At 69.6% G+C, this 25,885-nt stretch carries 22 protein-coding genes; 9 read left to right on the plus strand and 13 right to left on the minus strand.

Annotated elements, in window-relative coordinates; translation table 11 throughout:
- Positions 1-122 precede the first annotated feature (122 nt).
- Positions 123-1,004, plus strand: a complete 882-nt coding sequence (locus tag Q7J39_RS03535) for a LysR substrate-binding domain-containing protein (RefSeq protein ID WP_304820485.1) — start codon at positions 123-125, stop codon at positions 1,002-1,004.
- On the opposite strand, the gene Q7J39_RS03540 is transcribed toward Q7J39_RS03535, so the two are convergent.
- The 3 genes from Q7J39_RS03540 to zapE form a co-directional block, all read right to left on the minus strand.
- Positions 1,001-3,397 carry a CHASE3 domain-containing protein gene (locus Q7J39_RS03540; protein WP_304820487.1) on the minus strand — a complete coding sequence of 799 codons (2,397 nt, stop codon included), beginning with the start codon at positions 3,395-3,397 and terminating at the stop codon, positions 1,001-1,003. The two genes, Q7J39_RS03535 and Q7J39_RS03540, sit on opposite strands and share 4 nt — an antisense overlap.
- Positions 3,394-4,251 (minus strand): helix-turn-helix domain-containing protein, encoded by an 858-nt coding sequence (locus tag Q7J39_RS03545; protein WP_304820490.1) that lies wholly within the window; start codon positions 4,249-4,251, stop codon positions 3,394-3,396. Before Q7J39_RS03545 ends, Q7J39_RS03540 begins: the two co-directional genes overlap by 4 nt.
- Positions 4,252-4,413: 162 nt before the next feature.
- Positions 4,414-5,526 (minus strand): cell division protein ZapE, encoded by a 1,113-nt coding sequence (gene zapE, locus Q7J39_RS03550; RefSeq protein ID WP_304820492.1) that lies wholly within the window; start codon positions 5,524-5,526, stop codon positions 4,414-4,416.
- A 97-nt stretch (positions 5,527-5,623) separates the two neighbouring features.
- Here zapE and Q7J39_RS03555 point away from each other — a divergent pair, with 97 nt between their 5' ends.
- The gene (locus tag Q7J39_RS03555) at positions 5,624-5,884 is read left to right on the plus strand and encodes a hypothetical protein (protein WP_304820494.1); all 261 of its coding nucleotides are present in this window, start codon (positions 5,624-5,626) and stop codon (positions 5,882-5,884) included.
- Here Q7J39_RS03555 and Q7J39_RS03560 read toward each other — a convergent pair.
- The 3 genes from Q7J39_RS03560 to Q7J39_RS03570 are packed head-to-tail and all read right to left on the minus strand — an operon-like array spanning position 5,868 to position 8,975.
- Positions 5,868-6,572, minus strand: a complete 705-nt coding sequence (locus Q7J39_RS03560; RefSeq protein ID WP_304820496.1) for a hypothetical protein — start codon at positions 6,570-6,572, stop codon at positions 5,868-5,870. The genes Q7J39_RS03555 and Q7J39_RS03560 overlap by 17 nt on opposite strands.
- Before the next feature lie 24 nt (positions 6,573-6,596).
- Positions 6,597-8,108 carry a CoA-acylating methylmalonate-semialdehyde dehydrogenase gene (locus tag Q7J39_RS03565; protein WP_304820498.1) on the minus strand — a complete coding sequence of 504 codons (1,512 nt, stop codon included), beginning with the start codon at positions 8,106-8,108 and terminating at the stop codon, positions 6,597-6,599.
- 9 nt (positions 8,109-8,117) lie between these two features.
- Entirely contained in the window at positions 8,118-8,975 is an 858-nt protein-coding gene (locus tag Q7J39_RS03570; protein WP_304820500.1) for an alpha/beta hydrolase, read from the minus strand.
- A gap of 140 nt (positions 8,976-9,115) precedes the next feature.
- On the opposite strand from Q7J39_RS03570, the gene Q7J39_RS03575 reads away from it, so the two are divergent.
- The 7 genes from Q7J39_RS03575 (at position 9,116) to trxA (ending at position 19,147) form a co-directional block, all read left to right on the plus strand.
- Positions 9,116-9,988 (plus strand): 1-acyl-sn-glycerol-3-phosphate acyltransferase, encoded by an 873-nt coding sequence (locus Q7J39_RS03575; protein WP_304820502.1) that lies wholly within the window; start codon positions 9,116-9,118, stop codon positions 9,986-9,988.
- Entirely contained in the window at positions 9,985-10,452 is a 468-nt protein-coding gene (tsaE, locus tag Q7J39_RS03580) for a tRNA (adenosine(37)-N6)-threonylcarbamoyltransferase complex ATPase subunit type 1 TsaE (RefSeq protein WP_304820504.1), read from the plus strand. Before Q7J39_RS03575 ends, tsaE begins: the two co-directional genes overlap by 4 nt.
- Positions 10,436-11,527, plus strand: coding sequence for an N-acetylmuramate/N-acetylglucosamine kinase AmgK (gene amgK / locus Q7J39_RS03585; RefSeq protein ID WP_304820506.1), 1,092 nt, complete (start codon positions 10,436-10,438; stop codon positions 11,525-11,527). The genes tsaE and amgK overlap by 17 nt, the downstream gene beginning before the upstream one ends.
- Complete coding sequence (locus Q7J39_RS03590; protein ID WP_370689983.1) at positions 11,524-12,252, plus strand: nucleotidyltransferase family protein; 729 nt, start codon at positions 11,524-11,526, stop codon at positions 12,250-12,252. Before amgK ends, Q7J39_RS03590 begins: the two co-directional genes overlap by 4 nt.
- On the plus strand, positions 12,249-15,284 hold the full coding sequence (gene addB, locus Q7J39_RS03595) for a double-strand break repair protein AddB (protein WP_304820508.1): 3,036 nt from the start codon (positions 12,249-12,251) through the stop codon (positions 15,282-15,284). Before Q7J39_RS03590 ends, addB begins: the two co-directional genes overlap by 4 nt.
- Positions 15,281-18,742 carry a double-strand break repair helicase AddA gene (gene addA / locus Q7J39_RS03600; RefSeq protein ID WP_304820510.1) on the plus strand — a complete coding sequence of 1,154 codons (3,462 nt, stop codon included), beginning with the start codon at positions 15,281-15,283 and terminating at the stop codon, positions 18,740-18,742. Before addB ends, addA begins: the two co-directional genes overlap by 4 nt.
- An 81-nt stretch (positions 18,743-18,823) precedes the next feature.
- Positions 18,824-19,147 carry a thioredoxin gene (gene trxA / locus Q7J39_RS03605; protein WP_293496202.1) on the plus strand — a complete coding sequence of 108 codons (324 nt, stop codon included), beginning with the start codon at positions 18,824-18,826 and terminating at the stop codon, positions 19,145-19,147.
- 145 nt (positions 19,148-19,292) lie between these two features.
- Here trxA and Q7J39_RS03610 read toward each other — a convergent pair whose 3' ends face one another.
- From Q7J39_RS03610 to mscL, 7 genes are all read right to left on the minus strand, one after another.
- Complete coding sequence (locus tag Q7J39_RS03610) at positions 19,293-20,153, minus strand: hypothetical protein (protein ID WP_304820513.1); 861 nt, start codon at positions 20,151-20,153, stop codon at positions 19,293-19,295.
- Positions 20,154-20,382: 229 nt separating this feature from the next.
- A complete protein-coding gene (locus tag Q7J39_RS03615; RefSeq protein WP_304820515.1) occupies positions 20,383-21,699 on the minus strand; it encodes a folylpolyglutamate synthase/dihydrofolate synthase family protein in 1,317 nt (438 codons plus the stop codon).
- A gap of 30 nt (positions 21,700-21,729) precedes the next feature.
- Positions 21,730-22,662, minus strand: a complete 933-nt coding sequence (gene accD / locus Q7J39_RS03620; RefSeq protein WP_304820517.1) for an acetyl-CoA carboxylase, carboxyltransferase subunit beta — start codon at positions 22,660-22,662, stop codon at positions 21,730-21,732.
- A gap of 5 nt (positions 22,663-22,667) precedes the next feature.
- Positions 22,668-23,501: a tryptophan synthase subunit alpha gene (gene trpA, locus Q7J39_RS03625; protein WP_304820519.1), complete on the minus strand. Its 834-nt coding sequence runs from the start codon at positions 23,499-23,501 to the stop codon at positions 22,668-22,670.
- Positions 23,498-24,721: a tryptophan synthase subunit beta gene (trpB, locus tag Q7J39_RS03630; RefSeq protein ID WP_304820521.1), complete on the minus strand. Its 1,224-nt coding sequence runs from the start codon at positions 24,719-24,721 to the stop codon at positions 23,498-23,500. The genes trpA and trpB overlap by 4 nt, the downstream gene beginning before the upstream one ends.
- 42 nt (positions 24,722-24,763) lie before the next feature.
- Complete coding sequence (locus Q7J39_RS03635) at positions 24,764-25,408, minus strand: phosphoribosylanthranilate isomerase (protein ID WP_304820523.1); 645 nt, start codon at positions 25,406-25,408, stop codon at positions 24,764-24,766.
- Between the two features lie 31 nt (positions 25,409-25,439).
- Complete coding sequence (mscL, locus tag Q7J39_RS03640) at positions 25,440-25,862, minus strand: large-conductance mechanosensitive channel protein MscL (RefSeq protein ID WP_304820525.1); 423 nt, start codon at positions 25,860-25,862, stop codon at positions 25,440-25,442.
- Between the last annotated feature and the right edge of the window lie 23 nt (positions 25,863-25,885).

Here is a 25,885-nt window from a genome sequence, read left to right on the forward strand (position 1 = left end):
GGACGGGCAAGAGGGTGATCATCGACAAGACATCCGGAAACTTCGCTTGGTGCGAAGGATGGTCGGCTTCGACAAGCCTTTCAATGCGTCTTATACGGACCCATCCTTCGCGGGAGACGAAGATGCGGTTTGATCTAGTGGACCTCAGGCTGTTCGCCGACGTGGTGGAGGCGGGTTCAATCACCCACGGCGCGGCCCGCAGCCATCTGGCCCTGGCCGCGGCCTCCACCCGCGTGCGGGCCATGGAGGAGGAGATCGGCGCGGCCCTGCTGGTTCGCAGCCGCCAGGGGGTGGTCCCCACGCCGGCCGGCCAGACCCTGCTGAAGCATGCCCGCCTGATGCTGGAGCAGAGCGCCCGCCTGCGGGAGGATCTCGGCGCCTATGCCGGCGGCCTCACCGGCGAGGTCCGCCTGCTGGCCAACACCAACGCCTCCACCGAGTTCCTGCCCGAGGCGCTGGCCCGCTTCCTGGCGGGCAACCCCAAGGTCCGGGTCGATCTGGAGGAGCGGCTATCGGACGAGATCGTCGGCCTGATCGCCGAGGGCGTGGGGGATATCGGCATCGTCGCCGGCACCGTGGACGTCGGCGGACTGGAGACCTTTCCCTTCCGCTCGGACCGCTTCGTGGTGGTGGCGCAGGCGGGCCACCCCCTGGCCGACCGGGCGCGGGTGGCCTTCGCCGAGGTCCTGGCCTTCGACCTGGTGGGCCTGGAACGCACCAGCGCCCTGCAGCGCTTCCTGGCCGACAAGGCCGCGCGCCTGGGCTCGAGCCTGAACCTGCGAGTCCAGCTCCGCAGCTTCGACGCGGTCTGTCGGCTGGTGGAGGCCGGTGTGGGCGTGGGCGTCGTGCCCCAGTCCACCGCCGCCCGCGTCGCCCAGGCCACCCCGCTGTCGGTGATCGAGCTGGAGGACGACTGGGCGGTCCGCGACCTGACCCTCTGCGTCCGCCGCTTCGCCGACCTGCGGCCGTATGCGCAGGACTTGGTGCGGAGTTTGCGGCCCTAGGTCGCCACCTTGAGCCGGTTCGCCCCCGCATCCCTCATGACATCCCGAACCTTTCGGGCCAGTTGTTCAAAGGTGTAGGGCTTGGACAGGAAGGCCACGCCGACGTCCAGCATGCCGTTATGCACCACCGCGTTGCGTGTGTAGCCCGTGGTGTAGAGGACCTTGAGGTCAGGCCGCCGCTTCAGCGCTTCCTCGGCCAGGAGGCGGCCGTTCATGTCTGGCATGACAATATCGGTGAACAACATGCTGATGGCCGGCTGCAGCGTCAGCTGCTCCAGCGCCTGTTGACCGTTCTCCGCCTGCACGACGGTGTAGCCCAGTTCCCGGAGGGCATCGACGGCCATGTGCCGCACCTTGGCCTCATCCTCGACGACGAGAATGATCTGGCTGAGATCACCGAGCGGCGTCGTCTCCTGGGTTGGCTTGATCGCATCGACGATCAGGCCGCTATAGCGGGGAAGATAGATCTTCAGGGTCGTGCCGTGGCCGACTTCCGAGTAAATTTTGATGTGGCCGCCGGATTGCTTGATGAAACCGAACACTTGGCTCAAGCCAAGGCCGGTGCCCTTGCCGACATCCTTGGTGGTGTAGAACGGGTCGAAAGCCTTAGCGGCGACGTCTGGCGCCATACCCGTGCCGCTATCGGACACCGAGATCAGGACATACTGACCCGCTTCCAGCTCTAACTCGCCGGCGACATAGCTGTCGTCGAGGTGGGCGTTGCTGGTTTCAATCGTCAGCTTGCCGCCTTCCGACATGGCGTCGCGCCCGTTCACCGCGAGGTTGACGATGGCGCTTTCGAGCTGGGCGGCGTCGGCGAAAGCCGCCCACAGACCGCCGGCCAGGACGGTTTCGATCCGGATGTGGTCGCCAAGCGTGCGCCGAAGCAGCTCCGACATGCCGCTCACCAGCTTGTTGGGATCCAGCGCCTCCGGGGCGAGCGGCTGCTGCCGCGAGAAAGCCAACAGCCTGGCGGTTAGCCCCGCGGCTCGGGTCGCGCCCTCGCCGGCGTTGTCGATACACACCCGCACCTTCGGGTCTTCCGAACCGTTGAGGCGCCGGCGCGCCATATCCAGAGACCCGACGACGATGGCGAGCATGTTGTTGAAATCGTGAGCGATGCCGCCGGTCAGTTGCCCGATGCTCTCCATTTTCTGCATCTGGCGCATCTGGGCCTCGGCCGCCGCGCGCTGGCCAGCCTGCGACGTCGCGTCGGCAAGGGCGTCTTGAAGGTCACTCGTCCGAGCCCGAACACGCACCTCAAGCTCGTCGTTGGCGGCCACCAGGACGCGCTCGGCCTGCTTCATCTCGGTGACGTCGCGGGCGATGCCGATGACGCCGACCACCTTGTCATCCACCCGCCACGGCACTTTCGACGAGAGGAAGATGCGCATCTCGCCGCGCTCCGGCACCGCCTCCTCGACGGTCTGCGCCTGCCCCGACGCCATCACCTCCTGATCGACCCGGGTCAGCGCGTCGGCGACATCCGGCTCGGCGAAATCGCGGTCGAAACGGCCAAGCATGTCCTGCGGCCGCACGCCATAGACCTCACCCATCCGGCGGTTGGCGAGCACGAAGGCGCCAGACAGGTCCTTGGCGAAAATCGGGTCATGACTGCCGTCGATCACCGTCTGCAGAAGGTCACGGTTCAATCTCACGACATCGGCGACCTCCGCGCGGGTGCGCTCCACCAGCGCGCCTTCGCGCCGCCGCACCAAGGTCACAGCCAGCGCGCCGGTCGCCAGGATAAGCAGCACGCCCACACCGCTGAGCAGCCCGGTGTAAGTCTCCGAGGTCGAGGTGGCTGCAATCGCGTCGGCGCGGCGGATTGCGAGCCGGCGTTGCTCCTCCGCCCCGATGAGCGCTGTTCGGGCGCGGATCGCTTCCATGGCCGTCTTGCCTTGGCCGGAGAGGATAAGCTCGCGGGCCGCATTGACCTTGCCCGCCTGCGCCAGGGCGACCACCTGGTCAAACTGGCGGACGCGCAGCCGGTTCAGGACACCCAGCGCCTCGACATTGCGCACCTGGGCGGGATTGTCCTTGGTGAGCTCGATCAGCCGAAGTTCCTGCGCTGCGCCAACGGTCCGCGCGGCCGTGAGCGGCTCAAGGTAGGTTTTGTCCTGGGTCAGGACGTAGCCGCGTTGTCCGGTTTCGCCATCCAGGTAGGCAGAAAGCAGTCGTTCGGAGGCCAGCATCACCTGCAGGCTGTGGGCTTCCCAGTTCACCGCGTCTTGGCGCGTCCGCTGCGCCGACTGGGCGCCCCAGGCCAGGACGACTAGAGCCGCGACCGCCAGAAACACCGCGCATATCGAGAGCCAGCGAACCAGGTCGCGGGCCATGGGGCGCGGGGCGACCGCCACGGCCGGGTCCGGGAGGTCGAGCTTGCGGTTCACGACTGCGTCTCCCGGCGAAACTGCCGTGGCGTGGTTCCTTGCCGACTCGCGAAGGCGCGGCGCAGTTGAGCGGCGCTGGAATAGCCGCAACGGGCCGCGACCTGCTCGATCGAATCGCTCGTACCGCTCAGTTGCTGACGCGCCGCGTCGACGCGGAGCGCCGCGACGAACTGATGGGGCGACGCCCCGGTCGCCAGCTTGAAGGCGCGGGAGAAGTGGAAGCGGCTAAGCCCACATGCGCCAGCAAGGTCCGACAGGCTGATGGCCGCCTGAAGATGGCCATCGATATAGTCCCGGACCCGGCGCAACTGCCCCGGCGATAGGCTGCCCGCACGCGGTTGCGGCGGAATGGCGAGGACCTCAAGCGCCGCGAGAAGGCAAAGGCTTTCCGCATGGAGGGCGTCGGCATCAGCGGTCTGAATGAGGGTCTGGAGTTTGCCCAGCGTCGATTGCAGCGCGGTGTTTCGGGCGTAGACCAGGGGCTCGGGATCGCGCGCCGCGAACCGCGCATCGAGCTCTGCGTGCAAAAGGGCGGGGTCAAGGTAGAGCGCAACAAAACCGTTCCGGCGGGGTTTGGGCCGCGCCCATCCCGAGATCGCGCACCCCTTGGGAACGAAGGTGATGGTGTCGCGGAGATCCAGCTCACGCACAGACCCGACGGTGTCGACATGCAGTTCGCCGTCCGACAGTTCGATGTCGTGAAGCGCCAGGTAGTGGGTCTCGCCGGTCAGGGCGAAACCATAGGGATCGGGACTGGTGAGAACGACGTGCTCGGCCGAGCAGCCTCGCCAGCTGCGCATCGGTTGCGGCGGCGGTTGTAGCAAGGGGTCGGCGAATTGCAGGGTGAGCGGCATGGGAAGACCTCCATGGCGACCAATAGTTGCTGCCAACATCACCTTCTTGCGCTGCCGATGACCGCGCCACAAGGCGGTATTCTTGGCCCGCGAGCAGGAGGAGGCCTGTCGGCGGCTGGGCTGCCTCGGGCCGACCATCTCGGCACGGTAGGCGCGGCGGCCCTAGCGGTCCGCCAGCCAGTCGGCCGAGCGCATCTCCTGCAGGCGCGAGGCCGTGCGTTCGAATTCGAAGGCGCCGTCGCCCTGGGGGTAGAGGGACATGGGGTCGGCCTGCGCGAGCACGATCAGCTTGGTGCGGGCCTCGTAGAGGGCGTCGATGAGGATGACGAAGCGCCGGGCCTCCTCGCGCCGGCTGGGAGTGAGTTTCGGCACGTCCTCCAGGAACACCGTGTGGAAACGCTCGGCGAGGGCCACGTAGTCGTTGGGCCCGAGCGCCACCGAGCAGAGGCTGGCGAAGGAGGCGCGCACCATGCCGCCCGCCGCGTGGGGCAGGTGGACCTTGCGGCCCAGCACCTCCAGGGCCTCGCCGACCTCAGCCTCATTGCCCAGCATGTCGCGCCACAGGGCCTCGAAGCTGCGTTGATTGTCGGGATCGTTGGGGGAAAACCAGGTTCCCGCCGCCCGCAGCCGGTCCAGGCGATAGTCGTGCCCGCCCGCCACGCTCACCACCTCGACCCTGGTCTTGAGGTCGGCGATGAAGGGCAGGAACAGCTGGCGGTTGATGCCGTCCTTGTAGAGGGCGTCCGGCACGCGGTTGGAGGTGGCCACCAGGGTGACTCCGCGGGCGAACAGGGCCTCAAACAGCCGTCCCAGGATCATCGCGTCGGCGATGTCGGTGACCTGGAACTCGTCGAAGCACAGCAGCCGCGCGCCCTCGGCCACCACATCGGCCACCGCCGGGATCGGGTCGTCGCCCTTGCTCTGGCCGAAACGCGCCTTGCGGGCGGCGGCGTCCCCCGATCGCCATTGCCCGATCAGCCGATGGATCTCGCCCATGAAGACGTGGAAGTGGGTGCGGCGCTTCCTGGCCACCGGGACGGTCTCGAAAAACAGGTCCATAAGCATGGACTTGCCGCGCCCCACCGGGCCCCAGAGATAGACCCCGCGCTGGGCCTCGGGTTTGCGGAAAAAGGCGGCCAGGCCAGAGGGCTCGGCGCCTTCGAGGTCGCCTTCCAGGCGCACCAGGGCCTTCAGGCCCGCGACCTGGGCCGGGTCGGGACGGATCGCGCCCGCGGCGAGGCGGGCGTCGTAGGCGGCTTGCAGGGAGGAGGCCATCTCCTCCCGCCTAGCCCGCCGCGCTTGTGATCACAACAGGGGGAACAGGCCCGCCGGCCCGGGGGTTGGATTCCTGCAACCTCAAAGGAGCCCCACCATGGCGCAAGACCCCCGCAGCTTCTCGCCCACCACCGTCGAGGCCAACGTGACCCGGCAGCAAGGCAATGGGGTGGGAGCCCGCGAACTGGACGCGCAGCAGGATGCCGACGGGACCGAGGCCGCAGATCTGCTAGTCGAAGACCTGGAAGCCGAGGGCCGCCACCAGGGGATCGGCCACCGCGACGGCTCGCCCGCCGATCGCGAGCACGGTAGGAAGACCCGCGCCCACAACAAGGACGTGATCAGCGGCCGGGCGTAACCGCGGGCCGTCCGGCCACCTTGGAAACCTCCGCCAATTCCTTGCGGACGAAGCGGTAGGTTTCCCGCTGCTCGCAGGCGCAGGCCCGCATCTCGCCCTTGGCGTTCCACCAGACCAGGGTCGGATAGCGGATGCCGGTAGGGTCGCTGACGGTGACCCCGTTGTCCTTCAGCAACGGCCTGAGGTCCTCGGTCATCTTGCGGCCGGCCTCGATCACCGCGCTGCGGGCGATGTCCCCATCGGCGGGCGGAATCCCCGGCGCGGTCCAGGCGTCCGGAACCACGGACTCCCAGGCCTCCATCAGCCGCCAGGCGGCGGGGGTCCCATGGCGGATCCAGAGTTCGGCCACGGTGGTCCGCTCGACGGGCGTGGATTTGGCCAGGCCGTTCTTGTCGCGCCGGGCGATCTCGATGACCCGGGTGTCGATCCCCTGCGCGTGCAGCGCCGGGAACTCCTCGGTCTTGAACCGCAGGCAGTCGGGGCAGGTCCGGAACGAGACCATGTAGAGCTTGCCCTTGGTGAGGCCTGGCGAGGCCCAGCCGGCGCTGTCCAGAATCCTTGTGATCTCGACCTGGTGCTTGGTGATGGTCTTGGGCCGCCAGCGCAGATCGTAGTTCCAGAAGGCCCAGGCGCCGGCGCCGGCCAGCGCCACCACGAGGATCAGGATCGCCCAGGCTCGAAACGTCATCGCCATCTCTCTGTCGGTCTCAGCTTAACGCATGGTGGGAATGACGAAGGCCGAGTCCTCGGATGCGCCCTCGGGCCAGCGCGCCGTCACCGTCTTGACCTTGGTGTAGAACTTCACGCCCTCCATGCCGTGCTGGTTGGCGTCGCCGAAGGCCGAGCGCTTCCAGCCGCCGAAGGTGTGGTAGGCCACCGGCACCGGGATCGGCACATTGATGCCCACCATGCCCACATTGACCCGGGCGGCGAACTCGCGCGCCGCACGGCCGTTGCGGGTGAAGATGGCGACGCCGTTTCCGTACTGGTGCTTCGACGGCAGGTCGACGGCCTCCTCGAAGGTCTCGGCCCGGACGATCTGCAGCACCGGCCCGAAGATTTCCTCCTGATAGGTGCGCATCGTGGGCTTCACCTGGTCGAACAGGGTGGGGCCGATGAAGAAGCCCTTCTCGTAGCCCTGCAGGGAGAAGCCGCGGCCGTCGGCCACCAGCTCGGCGCCCTCGTCCACCCCCATCTGGATGTAGTCGGCCACCCGCTGGCGGTGGGCGGCGGTGACCACCGGGCCGTACTGGGCCGAGGCGTCGGAGGAAATCCCCACCTTCAGGGTCTCCATCTCGGCCAGCACCTTCTCGCGCACGGCCTCGGCGGTCCTGGCGCCCACCGGCACCACCACCGGCAAGGCCATGCAGCGCTCGCCGGCCGAGCCGTAGGCGGCCCCGATGATGTCCTTCACCGCCTGGTCGAGGTCGGCGTCGGGCAGGATGATCCCGTGGTTCTTGGCCCCGCCCATGGCCTGGACGCGCTTCCCGTGCGCGGTTCCGGTGGAATAGACGTAGTGGGCGATATCCGAGGACCCGACGAAGCTAACGGCGGCGATGTCGGGATGGGTCAGGATGGCGTCGACGCTGACCTTGTCGCCATGGACGACGTTCAGCACGCCCTTGAGGTCCATGCCCAGCGCCGCGCCGGCCTCCATGAACAGTTCACCCAGCCTCACCGGCAGGGTCGGGTCCTTCTCCGACGGCTTGAGGATGAAGGTGTTGCCAACCGCGATGGCGATGCCGAACATCCACATCGGGATCATGCCCGGGAAGTTGAACGGGGTGATGCCCGCGGCCACCCCCAGGGGCTGGCGCATCGAATAGACGTCGATGCCGGGGCCCGCGCCCTCGGTATACTCGCCCTTCAGGGCGTGCGGGATGCCGCAGGCGAACTCGATGACTTCCAGGCCGCGCTGGATGTCGCCTTTACTGTCCGCCACCACCTTGCCGTGCTCCGACGAGAGCAACTCGGCCAGTTCCTGCATGCGGGCTTCCACCAGCCGCTTGAACTCGAACATCACCCGCGCCCGGCGCTGCGGATTGACCGCGGCCCAGGCGGGTTGCGCCCGCAGCGCGGCCTGGACGGCGGCGTCCAGCTCGGCAGGCGTGGCCAGGGCCACGCGAGCCTGGACCTCGCCGGTATTGGGATTGAAGACCTCGCCGTAGCGGCCGGAGGTCCCCGCGACGGACACGCCGTCGATGAAGTGTGTGATCTCGCGCATGGCGAACTTCTAGGACGGGATCGCCCCCGTGGGTAGAGGCGCAAGCACCGAGCGCAGACCCCGGCTCAAGGCGGCCGGGATCACCGAGGTGTGGCTCTCGCCCTCGAAGACGTGGGAAGCGACCGGCAGACCTCGCGCGCTCAGCCGCTGCGCCATCTGCCGCATATGATCCACCATCGGCCAGCGCGGGTCAGTCTCCAGGCCGCCCACGGACAGGAAGAGCCGGGTCGCAGGATCGGGCTGGGCGGCGGCCTCGGTGGCGAAGGCCTCGCAGTCGCGCCACCACAGGGCCGGACTGTTGGCCACATGCCGGGTGAAGGCGCCAGGCCGCGTCAGATAGGCGTGCAGGCTGAACAGACCGCCCAGCGAACTGCCCACCAGGGTCTGGTCGCCGGGATCGGTGGCGTAGCGCTCGGCGATGAAGGGCCGCACCTCCCCGATCAGGAAATCCAGGAAGGCCTCTCCGCCGCCGGCCGGTCCGATGTCGGGTAGGGGCTGGTCTCCCATCTGGGCCAGCAAGGTCTCGTGGAAGGCGTCGTCGGAGCTCGGCGTGAGGTCCCGGGTGCGCAGCCAGCCATAGTCGCGGCGGCGGCGGCGCGGCCCCCCCAACTGATAGCCCACACCCACCAGCAGGCAGGGCGGGACGCCATCGGCGTTCTGCAGGAAACGCAGGGCCTGGGCGGCGATCCCGAACACCGTGTTGGCGTCCATCACATAGACCACCGGCAAGGGGTGATCCGGCCTCTGCCCGGTCCAGGGGCTGGGCAGGGCGACATCGATCTGAAAGGTCTCGCCGATGGTTTGGCTGTTCAGGGCGTACCGATGAGTCGCCAGGATGGTCGCCAGCTCTTGGTCCGTGATCGTCATGTCCGCACCCTCTGCTAGAGGCGAAGCTTGGCCGGACGGTCCCTTGCCCGCCAGACTTGAAGATCACGCATTTGTTCCCAGCTAAGGTACAGGGGACAGGCTCTTGCACCCCGCCCACCGGCGAGGGCATCTTGCCCCCCATGAGCAGCGTCGCCACAGAAGCCCTGCCGGCGCGGCGGGCCTATCACGACCATATCGTCGACACCCTGATCGCCGAGCGCGCGCCCAGGCTCTCGGGCGGCTTGGCGTGGCCGATCATCCGTCCCCTGCTCTACCGCCTGCTGGACTACCGCAAGGCGCGGGCCATGGCCGACGCCATCGGACCCATGGGCGGCCGGCGGGCCCTGGACTACGTGTCGGACCTGCTGGACGTGAAGGTCACGGTTCACGGCCTGGAGCGCGTGCCCGCGAAGGGCCGCCTGGTGCCGATTTGCAACCACCCCACCGGCATCGCCGACGGCGTCGCCGTCTATGACGCCCTCAAGGGCGTGCGCCCCGACATCTGCTTCTACGCCAATTCCGACGCCCACCGCGTCGCGCCCAACTTCGGCGAGGTGCTGATCCCGGTGGAATGGCGCGAGGAGAAGCGCACCCGCGAGCGCACCCGCAACACCCTGAACCTCACCCGCGAAACCCTGGAGGCCGAGCGTCCCCTGGTGATCTTCCCCGCCGGCCGCCTGGCGCGGAAGGGGTTGGACGGGCGCCTGGCCGAGAGCCCCTGGATGAGCAGCGCCATCTCCATCGCCCGCAAGTACGAGGCGCCGATCGTGCCCATGCACCTGGCCGGGCCCTGGTCGACCCTGTTCCATTTCTTCCATGGGTTCTCCGGCGAACTGCGGGACATCACCCTCTTCCACGAACTTCTGAACAAGCGCGGTCAGCAGTTCCACCTGACCCTCGGGCCGGTGGTCGATCCCGGCCGGCTCGACCCCGACGTGACCACCGCCACCGACCAGCTCAAGGCCTATGTCGAACACGTCCTGCCCGCGCATCCCGACCGGGCCTTCGCATGATCGTGGAGGCCGCCGGCGACTTCCGCCTGGACGACGAAGCGGCCACCTCGTTCCTCGGCGCGGCCCTGGCCGGAGCGCTCAAGGCCGGCGAGGCCATCTGTCTGACCGGGCCGTTGGGGGCCGGCAAGTCCACCCTGGCCCGCGCCCTGATCCGCGCCCTGACCACGCCCGCCGAGGACGTGCCCAGCCCCACCTTCACCCTGGTTCAGTTCTATGAGGGGGCGGGGCTCAAGGTCGCCCATTTCGACCTCTACCGCCTGACCTCGGCTGACGAGGCCTATGAGATTGGCCTCGACGAGGCGCTTGAGGACGGGGCGGCCTTGATCGAGTGGCCCGAACGGCTGGAAGGTCATCTGCCGCCAGACCGGCTTGATATAGAGATCACCATTGACGGGGACGGGCGCCGCGCGCGCCTGACCCCCAGCGGCGCCTGGGAAGGACGTGGGTTTGAGTTCCGATCGTGAAAGCCAGAAGGTAGAGTTCCTGCGCGCGCATGGCCTGGGGGAGGCGCGCCGGGAAGCCCTGGCGGGCGACGCGTCAACCCGCAGCTATGAACGACTGACCCTGCCCGGCGGCGCACGTCGCATCTTCATGGATCAGCCCGCGGTGCTGGAAAGCGCCGTTTGCCCGCCGGAGGCCACGGCGGCCGAGCGACTCGCCTTGGGCTACAACGCCTCGGCGCGACTCGCGGCCGGCTCCATCGCGGCCTTCGTCGCCACGGCCGCCTACCTCCGTGAGCAGGGCCTCTCGGCGCCGGAGGTCGATATCTATGACATCGGAGCTGGACTGGCCGTGATCGAAGACCTGGGCGATGGCCTGTTCGCCACCCTGATCGGCGAGGGTCAGGCCGAGGCGCCGCTCTACGAGACGGCGGTCGATGTTCAGATCAGGTTGCACGCGACGACCCCGCCCGCGATCCTGGAGGCCCAGGGCGCGGCGTGGCCGCTGCTGACCTACGATGCCCTGGCGCTCAAGGTCGGCACGGACACCTTCCTGGAATGGTGGCCCAAGATGATGGGGATGGCAGCCCTGGGCGCGGACGCCGTGGCGGAATGGGACGCCCTGTGGGCCCCGGTCTGGGTTCGCGGCGAGGCGGGCGCCAGCGCCTTCACCCATCGCGACTATCACGCGCAGAACCTGCTCTGGCTGCCCGACCGCGAGGACGTCGCGCGGGTGGGTCTTCTGGACTTCCAGGACGCCCTGCGAGCCCACCCCGCCTGGGACCTCACCCACCTGCTGCAGGATGCGCGGCGGGACGTTGCGCCTGAGTTAGAGGCGGCCATGCTCAGCCGCTACCTCGACGCGCGCCCGGCTCTCGACCGGGGGGCCTTTCTCACCGACTATCGGGCCCTAGCCGCCTCCAATGCCGCGCGCATCCTGGGTCGGGTCTTCGCACGCCAGACGCTCCTGGGCCGCCCCCAGTATCGGGCGTTCATGCCCCGCACGTGGCGTTATCTCGAACGCAACCTCGCCGATCCCGCGCTGCTTGACCTGAAGATGTGGTTCGACCGCCATGTTCCAGCGGAGCAGAGGGCGTGACCGCCGGAACCGGGAGCGCATTCCTGAAGACCGCCATGGTGCTGGCCGCCGGCGTCGGCAGCCGCATGCGGCCCCTCACCAACGACCGTCCCAAGGCCCTGGTCACCGTCAACGGCAAGGCCCTGATCGACCACGTCCTCGACCGGCTGCACGAGGCGGGGATCGAGACGGCCGTGGTCAATGTCCACCACTTCGCCGAACAGATGGAGGCTCATCTGGAGGGCCGCACCAACCCCCAGGTGCTGATCGTCGATGAGCGGGCGGGCCTGCTGGACTCCGGCGGCGGCATCAAGAACGCTCGGCATCTGCTGGGCGACGACCCGATCCTGGTGGCCAATATCGATTCCCTGTGGGTCGGCGGCGAGGTTCCACCCATTGAGGCCATGAAGCGCGCCTGGGACCCGGCGAAGATGGACATCCTGATGCTGCTGGTCCCCCGGGACCGGGGCATCGGCCTGGAAGGCCCGCGCGGCTTCCGCCTGGACGCCGAGGGCCGCGCCACCCACATGGCCGACGACGCCAATCCCGCCCCGCTCGCCAATGTCGGATTCCAGATCATGAAGCCGCAGCTGCTGGACGACCAGCCGGAGGGGGCCTTCTCCATCCTGCCCATCTGGTGGCGGCTGCAGGACGAGGGCCGCATCTACGGCGTGGCCATGGACGCCTTCTGGCTGCACGTCGGCGACCCCGCCGCCCGCGATGAGGCCGAAGCGAGGCTGACGTGATCGCCCTGCTGGCCGGCGCCGGTCCTCGCTGGTTCAACATCCCGGCCCACCGGCCCTTCGTCCACGACCTGGCCCAGGGCCTGTTCGATGCGCTAAGCCCCCTCGGCCCCCAGGCGCTGTCCCAGGCCGTCGTCCTGACCCCCACCCGGCGCGGCGCGCGGGCCCTGGCCGACGCCTTCATCGCCGCCGCCGGAGGCCGCGCGGTGCTGCCGCCGCAGATCCGGCCCCTTGGCGACCTGGACGAGGGCGAGCCGCCCTTCGAGCCCGGCGACCTGGCCATCAACCTGCCCGCCGCCATCGATCCCCTGCGCCGCCGGTTCGAACTGATCGCCCTGGTGAAGGGCCACGAGAAACAGCTCGGCCGCGACCTCGACGCCTCGGCGGCCCTCGAACTGGCTGACGCGCTCGGGTCCTTCCTCGACAGCCTGCAGATCGAGGAGGTCAGCGCCCGGGGCGGCCTGGCCGATCTCGTCACCGCCGATCTCGCCGAGCACTGGCGGGTCAGCCGCGAGTTCCTGGAGACGGCGCTGGTCGCCTGGCCCGCCCGCCTGCGCGAACTCGGCCTGGTGGACGTCAGCGAACGCCGCGTGGCCCTGCTCCGCGCCCTCTCCGAGACCTGGGCGGCCAGGCCGCCCGAGGGCGTCCTGATCGCCGCCGGCTCCACCGGCACCGCGCCCGCCACCGCCGACCTGCTCAGCGTCATCGCCCGCGCGCCGCAGGGCGCCGTCATCCTGCCCGGCCTCGACGAGAGCCTGGCGGAAAAGGCCTGGTCCCAGGTGGGGGAGCAGCATCCGCAGGGGGCGATGAAACGGCTGCTGGTGCGCGCCGGGGTGGCCCGCCGCGGCGTGCTGCTGTGGCCCGCCTCCGACACCCTGGACACCGCCGGCCGCTGGCGGCGCCGGGTCATCAACGAGGCCCTGCGCCCCGCCGAGGCCACCGCCGACTGGCTGACCGTCATCGAGACCCTGCGCGCCGAGGGTCAGACCGAGGACATCGACCCGATCGCCGAGGGGCTGCGCGGCCTGTCGGTGGTCACCGCGCGGGCCGAGGAGGAGGCCGCCACCGTGGCCGCCCTGCTGCTGCGCGAGGCCCTCGAGACCCCCGGCATGACCGCCGCCCTGGTGGCGCCCGATCAGACCCTGGCCCGCCGGGTCGCCGCCAAGCTGGCCCGCTGGGGCGTGGGCGCCGACTCCTCGGCGGGCTCCGCCCTGGCCGGCTGCCGCTGCGGGGTGCTGGCCGCCCTGGTCGCCAAGGCCGTGGATGACCCGCTCGACCCCGTCACCCTGCTGGCCATCGCCAAGCATCCCTTCGTCCGCCTGGGGCTCGATCCGGAGACCCTCGACCGACGCCGCGGCGCCCTGGAGCTGCACGGCCTGCGCGGCCCCCGCAAGACCACCTGGGCCACCCTGGAGGCCCAACTCCGCCGCAAGGCCTCAGACTCCCGGATCGAACCCGGCGCCATTGAGGACGCGCTGGCCTTCGCCGCCCAGCTGCGCGAGGCCCTGACCCGCCTGCAGGCGCCCTATGCCGACGACACGGCGAGGCCCTCCGAGGCCGCACGCACCCTGGCGCAGACCATGGAGGCCCTGGCCGCCGACGAGACCCGCGACACTGGCGAGCTCTGGGCCGGCCACGGCGGCGAGGCGTTGGGACGCCTGCTCTCAGGCCTGATGAGCGAGTCCGACGGATCCCCGGCCGTCAGCCGTCGGGGGTTCGCCGACCTGCTGGCCCGGCTGATGTCGGGCGAGAGCATCCGCAGCGGCGGCGCCACCCATCCGCGCCTGCGCATCCTGGGCGCCATCGAGGCCCGTCTGACCCGCGCCGACCGGCTGATCGTGGCGGGACTGGAGGAAGGCGTCTGGCCGCAGGGCGCGGCGCTGGATCCCTTCCTGTCGCGGCCCATGCGCGAGGCGCTCGGCCTGCCGCCGCCCGAACGCCGGGTCGGCCTGGCCGCCCACGACTTCGCCCAGGCCGCCTGCGCCCCGGAAGTCATCCTGCTGCATTCCGAACGGCGCGAGGGCGCGCCCGCGGTGAAGTCCCGCTGGCTCTGGCGGCTGGAGACCTTGGCCAGGGGCGCCGGCATCGCCCTGCCGACCCGCCCGGAGATCCTCGACTGGGCGAGGTCCCTGGACGCGGCGGCCGACTACACCCCGGCCAAGCGTCCCGCCCCAACCCCGCCGGTCGCCGACCGCCCCCGCGAGATGGCCGTCACCCGGGTCGAGGCCCTGACGCGGGACCCCTACGCCGTCTGGGCCCGCGACATCCTGCGGCTCTACCCGCTGGAACGCCCCGACGAGGCCGTGGAGGCCCGCGCCCGGGGCACCGCCATCCACAAGGCCTTCGAACGCTTCGCCGAGGCCCATCCGGTGGACGTCCCGTCCGAGGCGGCGGCGATCTTCGAGGCGATGTACGTCACCGCCCTGGAAGAGGCCGGCATGCCGCACGAGGCCCTGGCCCGGGAAAGCGCGCTCGCCCGCGAGGCCGCCCTGTGGGTCGCCGACCTGGAGCGCCGCCGCCGCGCCGATGGCCGCACGATCCATGTCGAACTCAAGGGCGAGCTGGAGATCAATGCGCCGGGCGGCCTGTTCAAGGTCAATGCGCGGGCCGACCGCATCGAGATCACCCCGGACGGCTACGGCCACATCCTCGACTACAAGACCGGCAAGGCGCCGTCGCAGAAGGTCGTCGACACCGGCTTCTCGCCGCAGCTGACCCTGACCGCCGCCATCCTGGCCTATGGCGGCTTCCCCAGCCTGGGCCGCCCCATGCCCGGCGACCTGACATATCTGGAGGTCACCGGCCGCAAGCCCGCCGGCCGTGAGGAAGTACGCGCCGCGGCCGGGGAGGCGAGCGAGGAAGCCGCCCGCACCGCCCTGGACGGCCTGGGCAAGCTGGTGGCCCGCTTCGACGACCCGGCCCAGCCCTATCTCTCGCGCTCGGCCCCGCAGTTCGTGAAGACCCACATCAGCGACTACGACCACCTGGCGCGGGTGTTCGAATGGTCCACCAGCGGCGACGAGGAGGGTGAATGACCCTGCTCGATCCGCAACGCGTCGCCGCCGATCCGGGGCTCTCGGCCTTCGTCACCGCCAATGCCGGGTCCGGCAAGACCAAGACCCTGATCGACCGGGTCGCCCGCCTGCTGCTGGCCGGCGCCGAGCCCGCCACAATCCTCTGCGTCACCTACACCAAGGCCGCCGCCGCCGAGATGCAGCGCCGGCTGTTTGGCCTGCTGGGGGACTGGTCGGTGCGCGATGACGCCAGCCTCAGCGCGGCCCTGTCGGACCTCGAGGGCCGGCCGATCGCCGACTACGATCCCCTGCGCCTGTCGGCGGCCCGCGCCCTGTTCGCCCGCGCCCTGGAGACCCCGGGGGGCCTGAAGATCCAGACCATCCACGCCTTCTGCGAGAAGCTGCTGCGCCGCTTCCCGCTGGAGGCCGGTGTCTCGCCGGGCTTCCGGGTCATGGACGATGCAGCCAGCGCCGCCATCGCCGACGCGGCGCGAAAGGCCGTCGCTAGGTTGGCGCTGAAGGGCGAGGGTTCAGTCCCAGAGGCCTACGCGCGCTTCTCGGTATCGCTCGATTTCCAGAGCTTCCACGCCATGTTTGGGGCCTTTGAGAATGCCCGAGGCCGCCTGGCGACCTATTTTGAGAAGCACGGCGGCTTGGCGGGCGCGGTGGATGACGTCTGGGACGTTTGTTGCGGATCTCCCGAACAGATCGATCCTGAAACGCTAGAGCGCGACGCTGTCGCCGCCCTGAATCTACGCACATGGCGTGAGGCCGCCCTCGTCCTCGCGGAGGGTGGAAAGGCCGATGCGAAGAACGCCGCCGCTCTCCGCGCGGTCATAGCCGAGCCGACCTTTGCCGGCGCCCTTGCTTGCATGTTCACCGAACGTGGCGAAGGGACCCCAGCGACCTGGGTGGCCAAGACCAGTGGTCTCAAAGCCCACGAACCCCTCCGCTCTGGCCTTCTGGCTGATCAGGAAGCCTTGGAGGAAGCGAGGGCCTTCCGGCGAGCGGCGCAGGTCGCCGTGGATACTCACGGCGCCCTCACCCTCGCGGCCGCCTACCTTGCCGCCTATCAGATCGAGAAGACCTCCCAGGGCGCCCTCGACTTCTCCGACCTCATCGAGAAGACCCGCGACCTGGTGGCCGACAGCCCGGCGGCGGCCTGGGTGCTCTACAAGCTGGACGGCGGCATCGACCACATCCTGGTGGACGAGGCCCAGGATACCGCGCCGGACCAGTGGGCGATCGTCCGCTCCCTGGCCGGCGAGTTCTTCTCCGGCGCCGGCGTCCCCACCGCCACCCGCCTGGAACGCAACATGTTCGTGGTGGGCGACGAGAAACAGTCGATCTACTCGTTCCAGGGCGCCCGGCCCGAGCTGCTGATCGCGGAGTTCGAGTTCCACAAGGACCGCGCCACCGGCGCCGGCTTCCGCTTCGAGCGGGTGGACCTGCTGGATTCGTGGCGCTCCACGCCGCAGGTGCTGTCCTTCGTCGACGCGGCCTTCTCGCCGCCCGAACTGGCCTCCGCCATCCTGCCCCGCGCGCTCGCCGAGCCCATCGTCCACACGCCGCGCCGCGTCGACCACGCCGGCTGCGTCGACCTCTGGCCCCTGGAGCGGGAGGAGAAGGGCGACGTCCGCGAGGCCTGGGACGCCCCCCTCGACCAGGAGACACAAGGCTCCGCGAACAAGCGCCTGGCCGCCAGGATCGCCGGTGAGATCGCAGGTCTGCTGGCCCGCGGCGACGGGGTGTTCGACAAGGAGACCCGCGCCTGGCGGCCCGCCCGCCCCGGCGACGTCCTGATCCTGGTGCGCCGCCGCAAGGCGCTGTTCGAGGAGATCCTGCGCGCCCTGAAGCACGCCCGCATCCCCGTGGCCGGCGCCGACCGCCTGGCGCTGTCGGAGCACATCGTCTTCGACGACCTGGTGGCCGTGGCCCGCTTCGCCCTGTTCCCCGCCGACGACCTGACCCTGGCCGCCCTGCTGCGCAGCCCCTTCTGCGGCGTCGAGGACGACAGCCTCTACGCCCTGGCCAAGAGCCGGAAGCTGACCCTGTGGCAGACCCTGGCCGCCCGCGCCGGGGAGCGCCCGGAGTGGAGCGCCGCCCACGCCCTGCTGAGCCACCTGCTGGAGGAGGCCCGCGAGCGGCGGCCCTTCGAGTTCTATTCCCGGCTGCTGGGGGCCCGCGACGCCGACGGCCGCTCCATGCGCCAGCGCCTGCTGCGGCGGCTGGGGAGCGAGGCGCAGGACGCCCTGGACGAATTCCTGGCCCAGGTCCTGGCCGCCGAGAGCCGGGGCATCGAGGACCTGGAGAGCCTGACCGCCGCCTTCGCCAGCCTGGACATCACCGTGAAGCGCGAGATGGAGGCCGGCCGCGACGAGGTCCGGGTGATGACCGCCCACGGCGCCAAGGGCCTGGAGGCGCCCATCGTCTTCCTGCCGGAGACCACCCTGGCCCGTGGCGCGCGGGGAACGCCGCTGCTGGAGACCGAGCACGGCGGCTTCCTCTGGTGCGCCACCGCCAAGGGCGACTGCGAGGCGTCGGCGACGGCTCGCGAACGCCGCGCCGCCCGCGAGGAGGACGAGGCCTACCGCCTGCTCTATGTGGCCCTGACCCGGGCCCGTGACCGGCTGGTGCTGTGCGGCCGGGTGGCCGCCAACGCCCGCGAAGAGAACCTCAAGGGCTGGTGGGGGGCGCTCACCGCCGCCTTCGACCATGCGCAGGTCGGCCCGCACAAACGCCTGGTCTCCAGCGGCGAGATGCAGATCCTGCGCTTCGGTCCCGATCCTGTCGCCCTGGGCAAGGCCGCCGACATCGCCAAAACGACCCCGGCCGCGCCGGCCTGGACCCAGGCGCAAGCCATCACCGAGCCCCACGCCCGCTACGCCTCGCCGTCGCAGCTCGGGGAGGACGCCGCCACCCCGGCCGCCTCGCCGCTCGCCACCGTGGCGGGCCTGGGCCGCTTCCGGCGCGGCGACCTGATCCACCGGCTGCTGCAGATCTTGCCCGACCTCGCCCCGGCCGACCGCCCCGCCGCCGCCCTGCGCCTGCTGGCCCGCGAGCGCGACCTGACCGACGAGCAGCGCGCCGAGATGACCGCCGCCGCGCTGGGCGTGCTGAACGACCCTCGCTTCGCCGAGGTGTTCGGCCCCGGCAGCCGCGCCGAGGTGGCCCTGGCCGGGACCGCCGCCAGGCTGCCCGCCGGCCTGGCCATCTCCGGGCGAATCGACCGGCTCGTGGTCCTGCCCGACCGGGTGCTGGTGGCCGACTTCAAGACCAACCGGCCCTCGCCGGACCGCATTGAGGACGCCGACCCCGCCTACCTTCGCCAGATGGCGATCTATGCCGCCGTCCTCGCCGAAGTCTTCCCCGGCCACGCCATCGAGGCGGCCCTGGTGTGGACCGACGGGCCCAAGCTGATGGCGATCCCAGAATTACTTATCGATCAAACCCTTGCCGAGCTTGGCCGCGCAGGTTGATACCAGGACAGGCGTCGCCTATGTGGCGGATCGAACATCGCGGCTCATCCGTTGAGACCGCAGCGTAACAAGGAGCTTTTGATGAGCACCGTAGCGGTCACCGACGAGTCCTTCGAGAAGGACGTCCTGCAATCCAGCAAGCCCGTGCTGGTCGATTTCTGGGCCGAATGGTGCGGCCCCTGCAAGCAGATCGCCCCGGCGCTCGAGCAGATCGCCGCCGAACTGGGCGAGCAGGTCACCGTGGCCAAGCTCAATATCGAGGAAAGCCCCACCACCCCCTCGCGCTACGGTGTGCGCGGCATCCCGACGATGATGCTCTTCAAGGACGGCCAGATGGCCTCCATGAAGGTGGGCGCCATGCCCAAGCAGAAGATCGTCGAGTGGCTCAACGAAGCCGGGATCTAGCTCCCGCCTGAGCCAACCCTCTGTGTCATCCCGGAAAGCCCGCAGGGCTTGTCCGGGACCCAGATGCGCGGGGCTCTCCGGAAAGATCAGTGTCTATGGGTCCCGGTCTTCCGCTTCGCGGAAACCGGGATGACACTCTTTGGTTCTACAGCGCCCCATAGGCCTTCAGCGTCTTCAGCGCGTTCACCGTCATCACGCCGCGATATTCCAGCTGCGGCCCCGGCCCCACCGTCTCCCAGCTGATCGGCCAGCCGCCGTCCTCGGCCTGCCGCGCCTCCAGCGCCGCGAGGTGATGACCCAGCACATCCTTCGAAAACAGGCGGTGACAGAAGCTGGTGGGCGCTGGCGCCCAGTCCAGCGGCTTCTTCACATAGCCCACCGCATCCACGTCCAGTTCCACCAGACCTGGAATGCGCTGCGCCAGCACGCTGAGCACGGCCTCGGCGCGCGGCCGGTCGGGCGCGTGTTCGAGGAAGGCGATCATCGGCATCAGATCGTGGAACTGTTCGGTCTCGGACCCCTCCACCACCGACCAGCAGTAGGCCTCACCCTTTCCCACCCACGGATGGTCGATCCCGTGCTTTCGCAGCAGGCCGACGATGGCGGCGGTGGGATTGATGTCGGCCGGCGGCGTTTCCCCCTCCACCTTCCACCAGACCGCGTGCGGCGCGGCGTTCACACTGGGCAGGGCGAAGGGCAGGCCACCTTCCGGCGTGGCGATGCTGGCCAGCCAGTCACAGGCGCGGCCCGCCATCAGCGGATCGAAGGCGTCGATCTCGTCGAGGATCTCAAAGGCGATCTGCACGTCCACCGGCTGGCTGTGCGGGTCGCGCTTGTCCGGCTCCAGGGCCGAGCCGAAGCCCCCGTCGCGGCCCTGATAGGCGGACAGCGCCCGGACCACCGGCTCGGCCGAGCCACCCTCGAAATGATGCTCAAACAGCCGCCGCTCCAGCAGCCGGCCGTTGCGCAGCAGGAAATCACGGGCGCGGTGGAGGACGTCGGACATGGAGTTTCTCCCGTTCCGGAACAAAACTAGAACGAGAAGGCGGAGCTGTGCAAGCCCAAGATCCTTCTCCCCTTGCGGGAGAAGGTGGCCCTGCGGAGCAGGGTCGGATGAGGGGTCGATAGGCCTATCGGGTTAGGGATTTTGGATGACGCGCGGAGAGGGGCGCGCGACCCCTCATCCGACCGGTCGCTGACCGGCCACCTTCTCCCGCAAGGGGAGAAGGAAAAACCTAGGTCGGCCAGGTCTCCGGGCTGAGCGCCAACACCTCGCCCGCGAAATGCAGGCCGCCGCAGATGATCACGTGCGGGGGCGGCCCCTCCACCGCCAGGGCCAGGGTGGTGGCCGTCGTCACGTCCGGCGCGGTCTCGGCGGTCAAGCCCGCCGTCATGGCCGCCGCCGCCAGGTCCTCCGGCGACAGCGCCGTCGTGGACTCAAACGTCGTGGCGATCACCCGGGCGTTCAGCCGCTTCAGGGGCTCGAAGAAACCCACCGAGTCCTTGCGGGCGTATTGCGCCACCACCAGGGTCACCGGCCGCCCGTCGCGGGCCAGGCGGTCGACGGTGTCGGCCAGGGCCCGGCCGCCGTGCGGATTGTGCGCCCCGTCCAGCCACAGATCGGCGCCCCGCGCCACCGCCGCCTCGCCCAGAGGTCCCGCCGTCAGCCGCTGGAACCGCGCCGGCCACACCGCGCCGGCCACACCCTTGGCCAGGGCGGCCTCGTCGATGCGGGGATCGCCCCAGGTCAGCAGGGCCATCACGGCCAGGGCCGCGTTGCCCACCTGGTGCGGGCCGTAGAGGCCCGGCATCGGCAGGTCCAGCAGCCGGTCCGGCGTCTGGATCAGCATGCGGCCGTTCTCTTCCCAGGCGTCGATGTCACGGCCCATGGCCAGCATCGGAGCGCCCAGGCTCTCAGCCTCCTTCTCGATGACCTCGAAGGCTTCCTCGATCTGGCGGGCGACGATCACCGGCCGGCTCGACTTGATGATCCCGGCCTTCTCCCAGGCGATCTTGGTGAGCTCCGGGCCCAGCATCTCCAGATGGTCATAGTCCACCGGGGTGATGATGCAGACGGCGGGCGCGTCGAAGACGTTGGTGCAGTCGAACCGGCCGCCCAGGCCCACCTCGATCACGCAGAGGTCGGCCGGGGTCTGGGCGAAGGCCTTGAGGGTCATGGCCGACATGATCTCGTTGAAGCTGATCTCGCCGCCATCGTTCTCGGCGATGGAGCTATCGATCAGCTCGCGCAGCTGCTGCTCGCCGATCAGCTCGCCGGCGATGCGGATCCGCTCGGCGAACCGAACCAGGTGCGGCGAGGTCAGGACATGGACCTTCAGCCCCGCGGCCTCGGCGATCGCCCGCAGATAGGCGGTGGTGGAGCCCTTGCCGTTGGTGCCGGCCACATGGATCACCGGCGGCAGCCTGTCCTGCGGCCGCCCCATGGCGTCGAGCAGGCGCAGGACGCGCCCGGTGGAGAGGTCGATCAGGGACGGGAATTCGTCGCGCAGGCGCGCGATCATCGCGTCGAAGGCGCGGATCTCATCGTACATCGGGTGTGGCCTGGAGGGGGCTGAAGAAGGCTAGGCGGCTTTTGAAGCGGAGCGCCCCATCATGAGCGTCTTGAGGAGCGAACCCAGCACGGTGGTCATTTCCGTGCGGGTCACCACCCGGTCGACCATGCCGCGCTCCACCAGGAACTCGGCGCGCTGGAAGCCCGGCGGCAGGGTTTCGCGGATCGACTGCTCGATCACCCGGCGGCCGGCGAAGGCGATCATGGCGTTGGGTTCGGCCAGATGGATGTCCCCCAGCATGGCGTAGGAGGCGGTCACCCCGCCGCTGGTGGGGTCGGTCATCACCACGATGTAGGGCAGGCCGGCTTCCTTGACCTCGTTGACCGCCACGGTGGTGCGGGCCAGCTGCATCAGGGACAGGGTCCCCTCCTGCATCCGGGCGCCGCCCGAGGCGGTGAAGATCACGAAGGGAACCTGGCGGCGCACGGCTTCCTGGGCGGCCTTGATGAAGGCCTCGCCCGCGGCCATGCCGAGGCTCCCGCCCATGAAGGCGAAGTCCTGCACCACCACGACGCAGTCCTGGCCCTTGATGGCGCCAAAGGCGATGACCATCGCGTCCTGCTCGCCGGTGGCCTTGCGGGCCGACTTCAGGCGGTCGGGATAGGAGCGGTCGTCGGGGAATTTCAGCGGGTCTTCCACCACGGTCGGCGAGGCGATGCGCTCATAGACGCCGTCGTCGAAGGTGTAGCCCAGGCGCTGCTTGGCGCCGATCCGCATATGGTTGCCGGACGGAGTGACCCAAAGGGCCGCCTCCAGGTCCGAGCGGTAGATCATCTCGCCGGTGTCGGGGCATTTGACCCAGAGGTTCTCCGGGGTCTCGCGCTTGGCCACCAGGTTGCGGACGCCGGGCGCGATCTTGGCCAGCCACCCACCCCGCTCCCGCGGGGTCGGCGCGCTCGGGGGCTTCTGGGACTTGTCGTTCTTGTGCTCAGCCATCGCCATGTGAACTACACCGTCGGGCTTGCGACTCGCGCCAAGCGCACAGCCTTAGCCAAGGATTCCACTTTGGAAAGAACCCGCGTGGTCACGGTTTCGTTCATTGCCAGGCTTGCCGCGATCTCCTCGACCAGGGCCGAGCCCACCACCACGCCGTCGGCGACCCGGGCCACCGCTTCGGCGCGTTCCGGGGTCTTGATGCCAAAACCCACGCAGACCGGCAGGCCGCCGGCGGCCCGCACCCGGGCCACATGGGGCGCCACGGCCGCGGCGTCGGCTTCCTTCACCCCGGTCACCCCGGCCACCGACACATAATAGGCGAAGCCCGAGGTGCGCCGCGCGATCACCTTCAGGCGCGCATCGTCGCTGGTGGGGGTCGACAGCAGCAGAAGCGACAGGTTCTCGGCGTCCAGGGCGTCGGCCAGGGGATCGGCCTCTTCCGGCGGGATATCCACCACGATCAGGCCGTCGGCGCCGGCGGCGGCGGCGTCCTGGGCGAAGGCGACAAAGCCGCGGTTCACCAGAGGATTGGCGTAGCCCATCAGGATGATCGGCGTCGTCTGGTCGCCCTTCCGGAACTCGGCGATCATGGCCAGGGTCTTGGAGAGCGTCATGCCGCTGTCCAGCGCCCGCAGGGCCGCGCGCTGGATGGGCGGGCCCTCGGCCATGGGGTCGGAGAACGGAAAGCCCACCTCGATCAGGTCGGCGCCGGCGGCGGGCAGGCCCTTCAGGATCTCCAGGCCGCGATCATAGTCGGGGTCGCCGGCCATGATGTAGGCCACGAAGGCGGCGCGGTTCTCCGCCTTCAGGGCGGCGAAGCGCACGTCGATACGAGCCTTGGTCAAATCGCCATCCCCAGATGGGCGGCGACGGTGGCCACATCCTTGTCGCCCCGGCCCGACAGGTTCAGGACGACGATCCCGTCCTTGCCGACGTCGCGGGCCACGTCGCCCAGCCGGGCGATGGCATGCGCGCTCTCGATGGCCGGCAGGATGCCCTCGAGTTCCGCCAGCAGCTTGAAGGCGTCCAGCGACTCCAGGTCGGTGGCGGTGAGGTAGGTGGCGCGCCCCACATCGTGCAGCCAGGAATGCTCGGGGCCGATGCCGGGATAGTCGAGGCCCGCCGAGATCGAGTGGGCCTCGGTGATCTGGCCCTCGGGGTCCTGCAGCAGATAGGTCATGTTGCCGTGCAGGACGCCCGGGCGGCCGCCATTGATGGCCGCGGCGTGACGTCCGGTCTCCATGCCCTCGCCCGCGGCCTCGACGCCGATCAGCTTGACGCTCTCGTCGTTGAGGAAGGGGTGGAACATGCCGATGGCGTTGGAGCCGCCGCCGACGCAGGCGACCACAGCGTCGGGCAGGCGGCCCTCGGCCTCCATCACCTGAGCCTTGGTCTCGAGGCCGATCACCGACTGGAAATCGCGGACCATGGCCGGATAGGGATGCATGCCCGCCGCGGTGCCGATCAGGTAGTAGGTGTCGTGGACGTTGGTGACCCAGTCGCGCAGGGCCTCGTTCATGGCGTCCTTCAGGGTCGCCGAGCCGGAGGTCACAGCCTCCACCCGGGCGCCCAGCAGGTTCATGCGGAAGACGTTGGGCTTCTGCCGCTCCACGTCCACTGCGCCCATATAGACCACGCAGGGCAGGCCATACTTGGCGCAGACCGTGGCCGAGGCCACCCCGTGCTGACCCGCGCCGGTCTCGGCGATGATCCGGGTCTTGCCCATGCGCCGCGCCAGCAGGATCTGGCCGATGCAGTTGTTGATCTTGTGGGAGCCGGTGTGGTTCAGCTCCTCGCGCTTCAGATAGATCTTGGCGCCGCCGAAGTGCTCCGTCAGCCGCTCGGCGAGATAGAGCGGGCTGGGCCGCCCCACATAGTGCGTCAGCAGACCCGACAGTTCCGCCTGGAAGGCCGGATCGGCCTTGGCCGCGGAATAGGCCGCATCCAGCTCATGGACCAGCGGCATCAGGGTCTCGGGGACGTAGCGTCCGCCATAGTCCCCGAACCGCCCATTGGCGTCGGGATAGGCGGCATAGTCGTTGGGCTTGGCGCTGGGCGCGTTCACGTCACTATCACTCGGCTCGGGATCGGGGCTCAGGCAATACGTTCAGGCGCGGCTTACGGCTTCAAGAAACGCCGTGATCAAGGCCGGGTCCTTTAGGCCGGGACCGCGCTCCACGCCAGAGGAAACGTCCACCATGGGCGCGCCCGACAGCCGCACCGCATCGACGACGTTCCACGGATCCAGGCCGCCGGCCAGGAACCACGGCTTCTGGAACCGGTGGCCCATCATCAGGGTCCAGTCGAAGCGCGCGCCGTTGCCGCCGGGCAGCTCGGAGTCCTGCGGCGCCTTGGCGTCGAACATCAGGTGGTCGGTCGCCGCCTCATAGGCCTTGGCGGCCGACAGGTCGTGGGCGGTGGAGATCGACAGCGCCTTGATGATCCCGGCCCCGGTGCGCGCCGCGATGGCCCGCGCCCGCGCCGGGGTCTCGGCGCCGTGCAGTTGGAACAGGTCGGGCTGCAGGACGGCGTTCAAGCGGTCCACCAGGTCGTCGTCGGGGTCCACCGTGACCGCCACGATCTTCACATTCTTGGCCCGCGCCTCGGCGGTCAGCCGCGCCGCGGCGTCCGGCGCGATGTTGCGGGGGCTCTTGGCGAAGAACATGAAGCCGAGATGGCTCACCCCGCCGGCCACGGCGGCGCTGACCGTCTCGGGGGTGGACAGGCCGCAGATCTTGGTGGGCAGGGTCATGCCGCCGATAAGGGCTATCGCGCCCTCGATTTCAAGACTTGGCCTGGTTCTTCAGCAGGTCGCGGATCTCGATCAGCAGGGCTTCCTGCGGCGGCGGCGCGGGCTTCTCGGCCGGCGAGGCCTCGGCGTCGCGGCGCCGGATGGTGTTCACGCCCTTGACGATCAGGAACACCACCCAGGCCACGATCGTGAACTTGATCATGGTGTTGAAGAAGGCGCCGTACTGGATGGCCACCAGTTCGCTGGCCTTGGTCAGGGGATTGTCCGGCTTCAGCACCAGCTGCAGGTCGGAAAAGTCGACCCCGCTCAGCAGCAGGCCGATGGGCGGCATGACCACCTGGTCCACCAGGCTCTTGACGATGTCGTTGAACGCCGCCCCGACGATCACGCCGACGGCCAGGTCGATGACGTTACCGCGGGCGATGAACTCGCGGAATTCACTGAAGATGCTCATGGTCACGCTCTGGCCTAGGGATG

The organism is Phenylobacterium sp., from assembly GCF_030651185.1.
Lineage (GTDB): Bacteria > Pseudomonadota > Alphaproteobacteria > Caulobacterales > Caulobacteraceae > Phenylobacterium.

What these genes read in the sequence shown, in the direction of transcription:
- trxA (WP_293496202.1), top strand. Translation starts at nt 18,824, where the DNA reads ATGAGCACCGTAGCGGTCACCGACGAGTCCTTCGAGAAGGACGTCCTG.
- Q7J39_RS03615 (WP_304820515.1), bottom strand. Translation starts at nt 21,699, where the DNA reads ATGTACGATGAGATCCGCGCCTTCGACGCGATGATCGCGCGCCTGCGC.
- Q7J39_RS03575 (WP_304820502.1), top strand. Translation starts at nt 9,116, where the DNA reads ATGAGCAGCGTCGCCACAGAAGCCCTGCCGGCGCGGCGGGCCTATCAC.
- Q7J39_RS03570 (WP_304820500.1), bottom strand. Translation starts at nt 8,975, where the DNA reads ATGACGATCACGGACCAAGAGCTGGCGACCATCCTGGCGACTCATCGG.
- mscL (WP_304820525.1), bottom strand. Translation starts at nt 25,862, where the DNA reads ATGAGCATCTTCAGTGAATTCCGCGAGTTCATCGCCCGCGGTAACGTC.
- Q7J39_RS03545 (WP_304820490.1), bottom strand. Translation starts at nt 4,251, where the DNA reads ATGCCGCTCACCCTGCAATTCGCCGACCCCTTGCTACAACCGCCGCCG.
- Q7J39_RS03555 (WP_304820494.1), top strand. Translation starts at nt 5,624, where the DNA reads ATGGCGCAAGACCCCCGCAGCTTCTCGCCCACCACCGTCGAGGCCAAC.
- Q7J39_RS03565 (WP_304820498.1), bottom strand. Translation starts at nt 8,108, where the DNA reads ATGCGCGAGATCACACACTTCATCGACGGCGTGTCCGTCGCGGGGACC.
- addA (WP_304820510.1), top strand. Translation starts at nt 15,281, where the DNA reads ATGACCCTGCTCGATCCGCAACGCGTCGCCGCCGATCCGGGGCTCTCG.
- Q7J39_RS03635 (WP_304820523.1), bottom strand. Translation starts at nt 25,408, where the DNA reads ATGACCCTGCCCACCAAGATCTGCGGCCTGTCCACCCCCGAGACGGTC.
- Q7J39_RS03610 (WP_304820513.1), bottom strand. Translation starts at nt 20,153, where the DNA reads ATGTCCGACGTCCTCCACCGCGCCCGTGATTTCCTGCTGCGCAACGGC.
- Q7J39_RS03535 (WP_304820485.1), top strand. Translation starts at nt 123, where the DNA reads ATGCGGTTTGATCTAGTGGACCTCAGGCTGTTCGCCGACGTGGTGGAG.
- Q7J39_RS03560 (WP_304820496.1), bottom strand. Translation starts at nt 6,572, where the DNA reads ATGACGTTTCGAGCCTGGGCGATCCTGATCCTCGTGGTGGCGCTGGCC.
- tsaE (WP_304820504.1), top strand. Translation starts at nt 9,985, where the DNA reads ATGATCGTGGAGGCCGCCGGCGACTTCCGCCTGGACGACGAAGCGGCC.
- zapE (WP_304820492.1), bottom strand. Translation starts at nt 5,526, where the DNA reads ATGGCCTCCTCCCTGCAAGCCGCCTACGACGCCCGCCTCGCCGCGGGC.
- accD (WP_304820517.1), bottom strand. Translation starts at nt 22,662, where the DNA reads ATGGCGATGGCTGAGCACAAGAACGACAAGTCCCAGAAGCCCCCGAGC.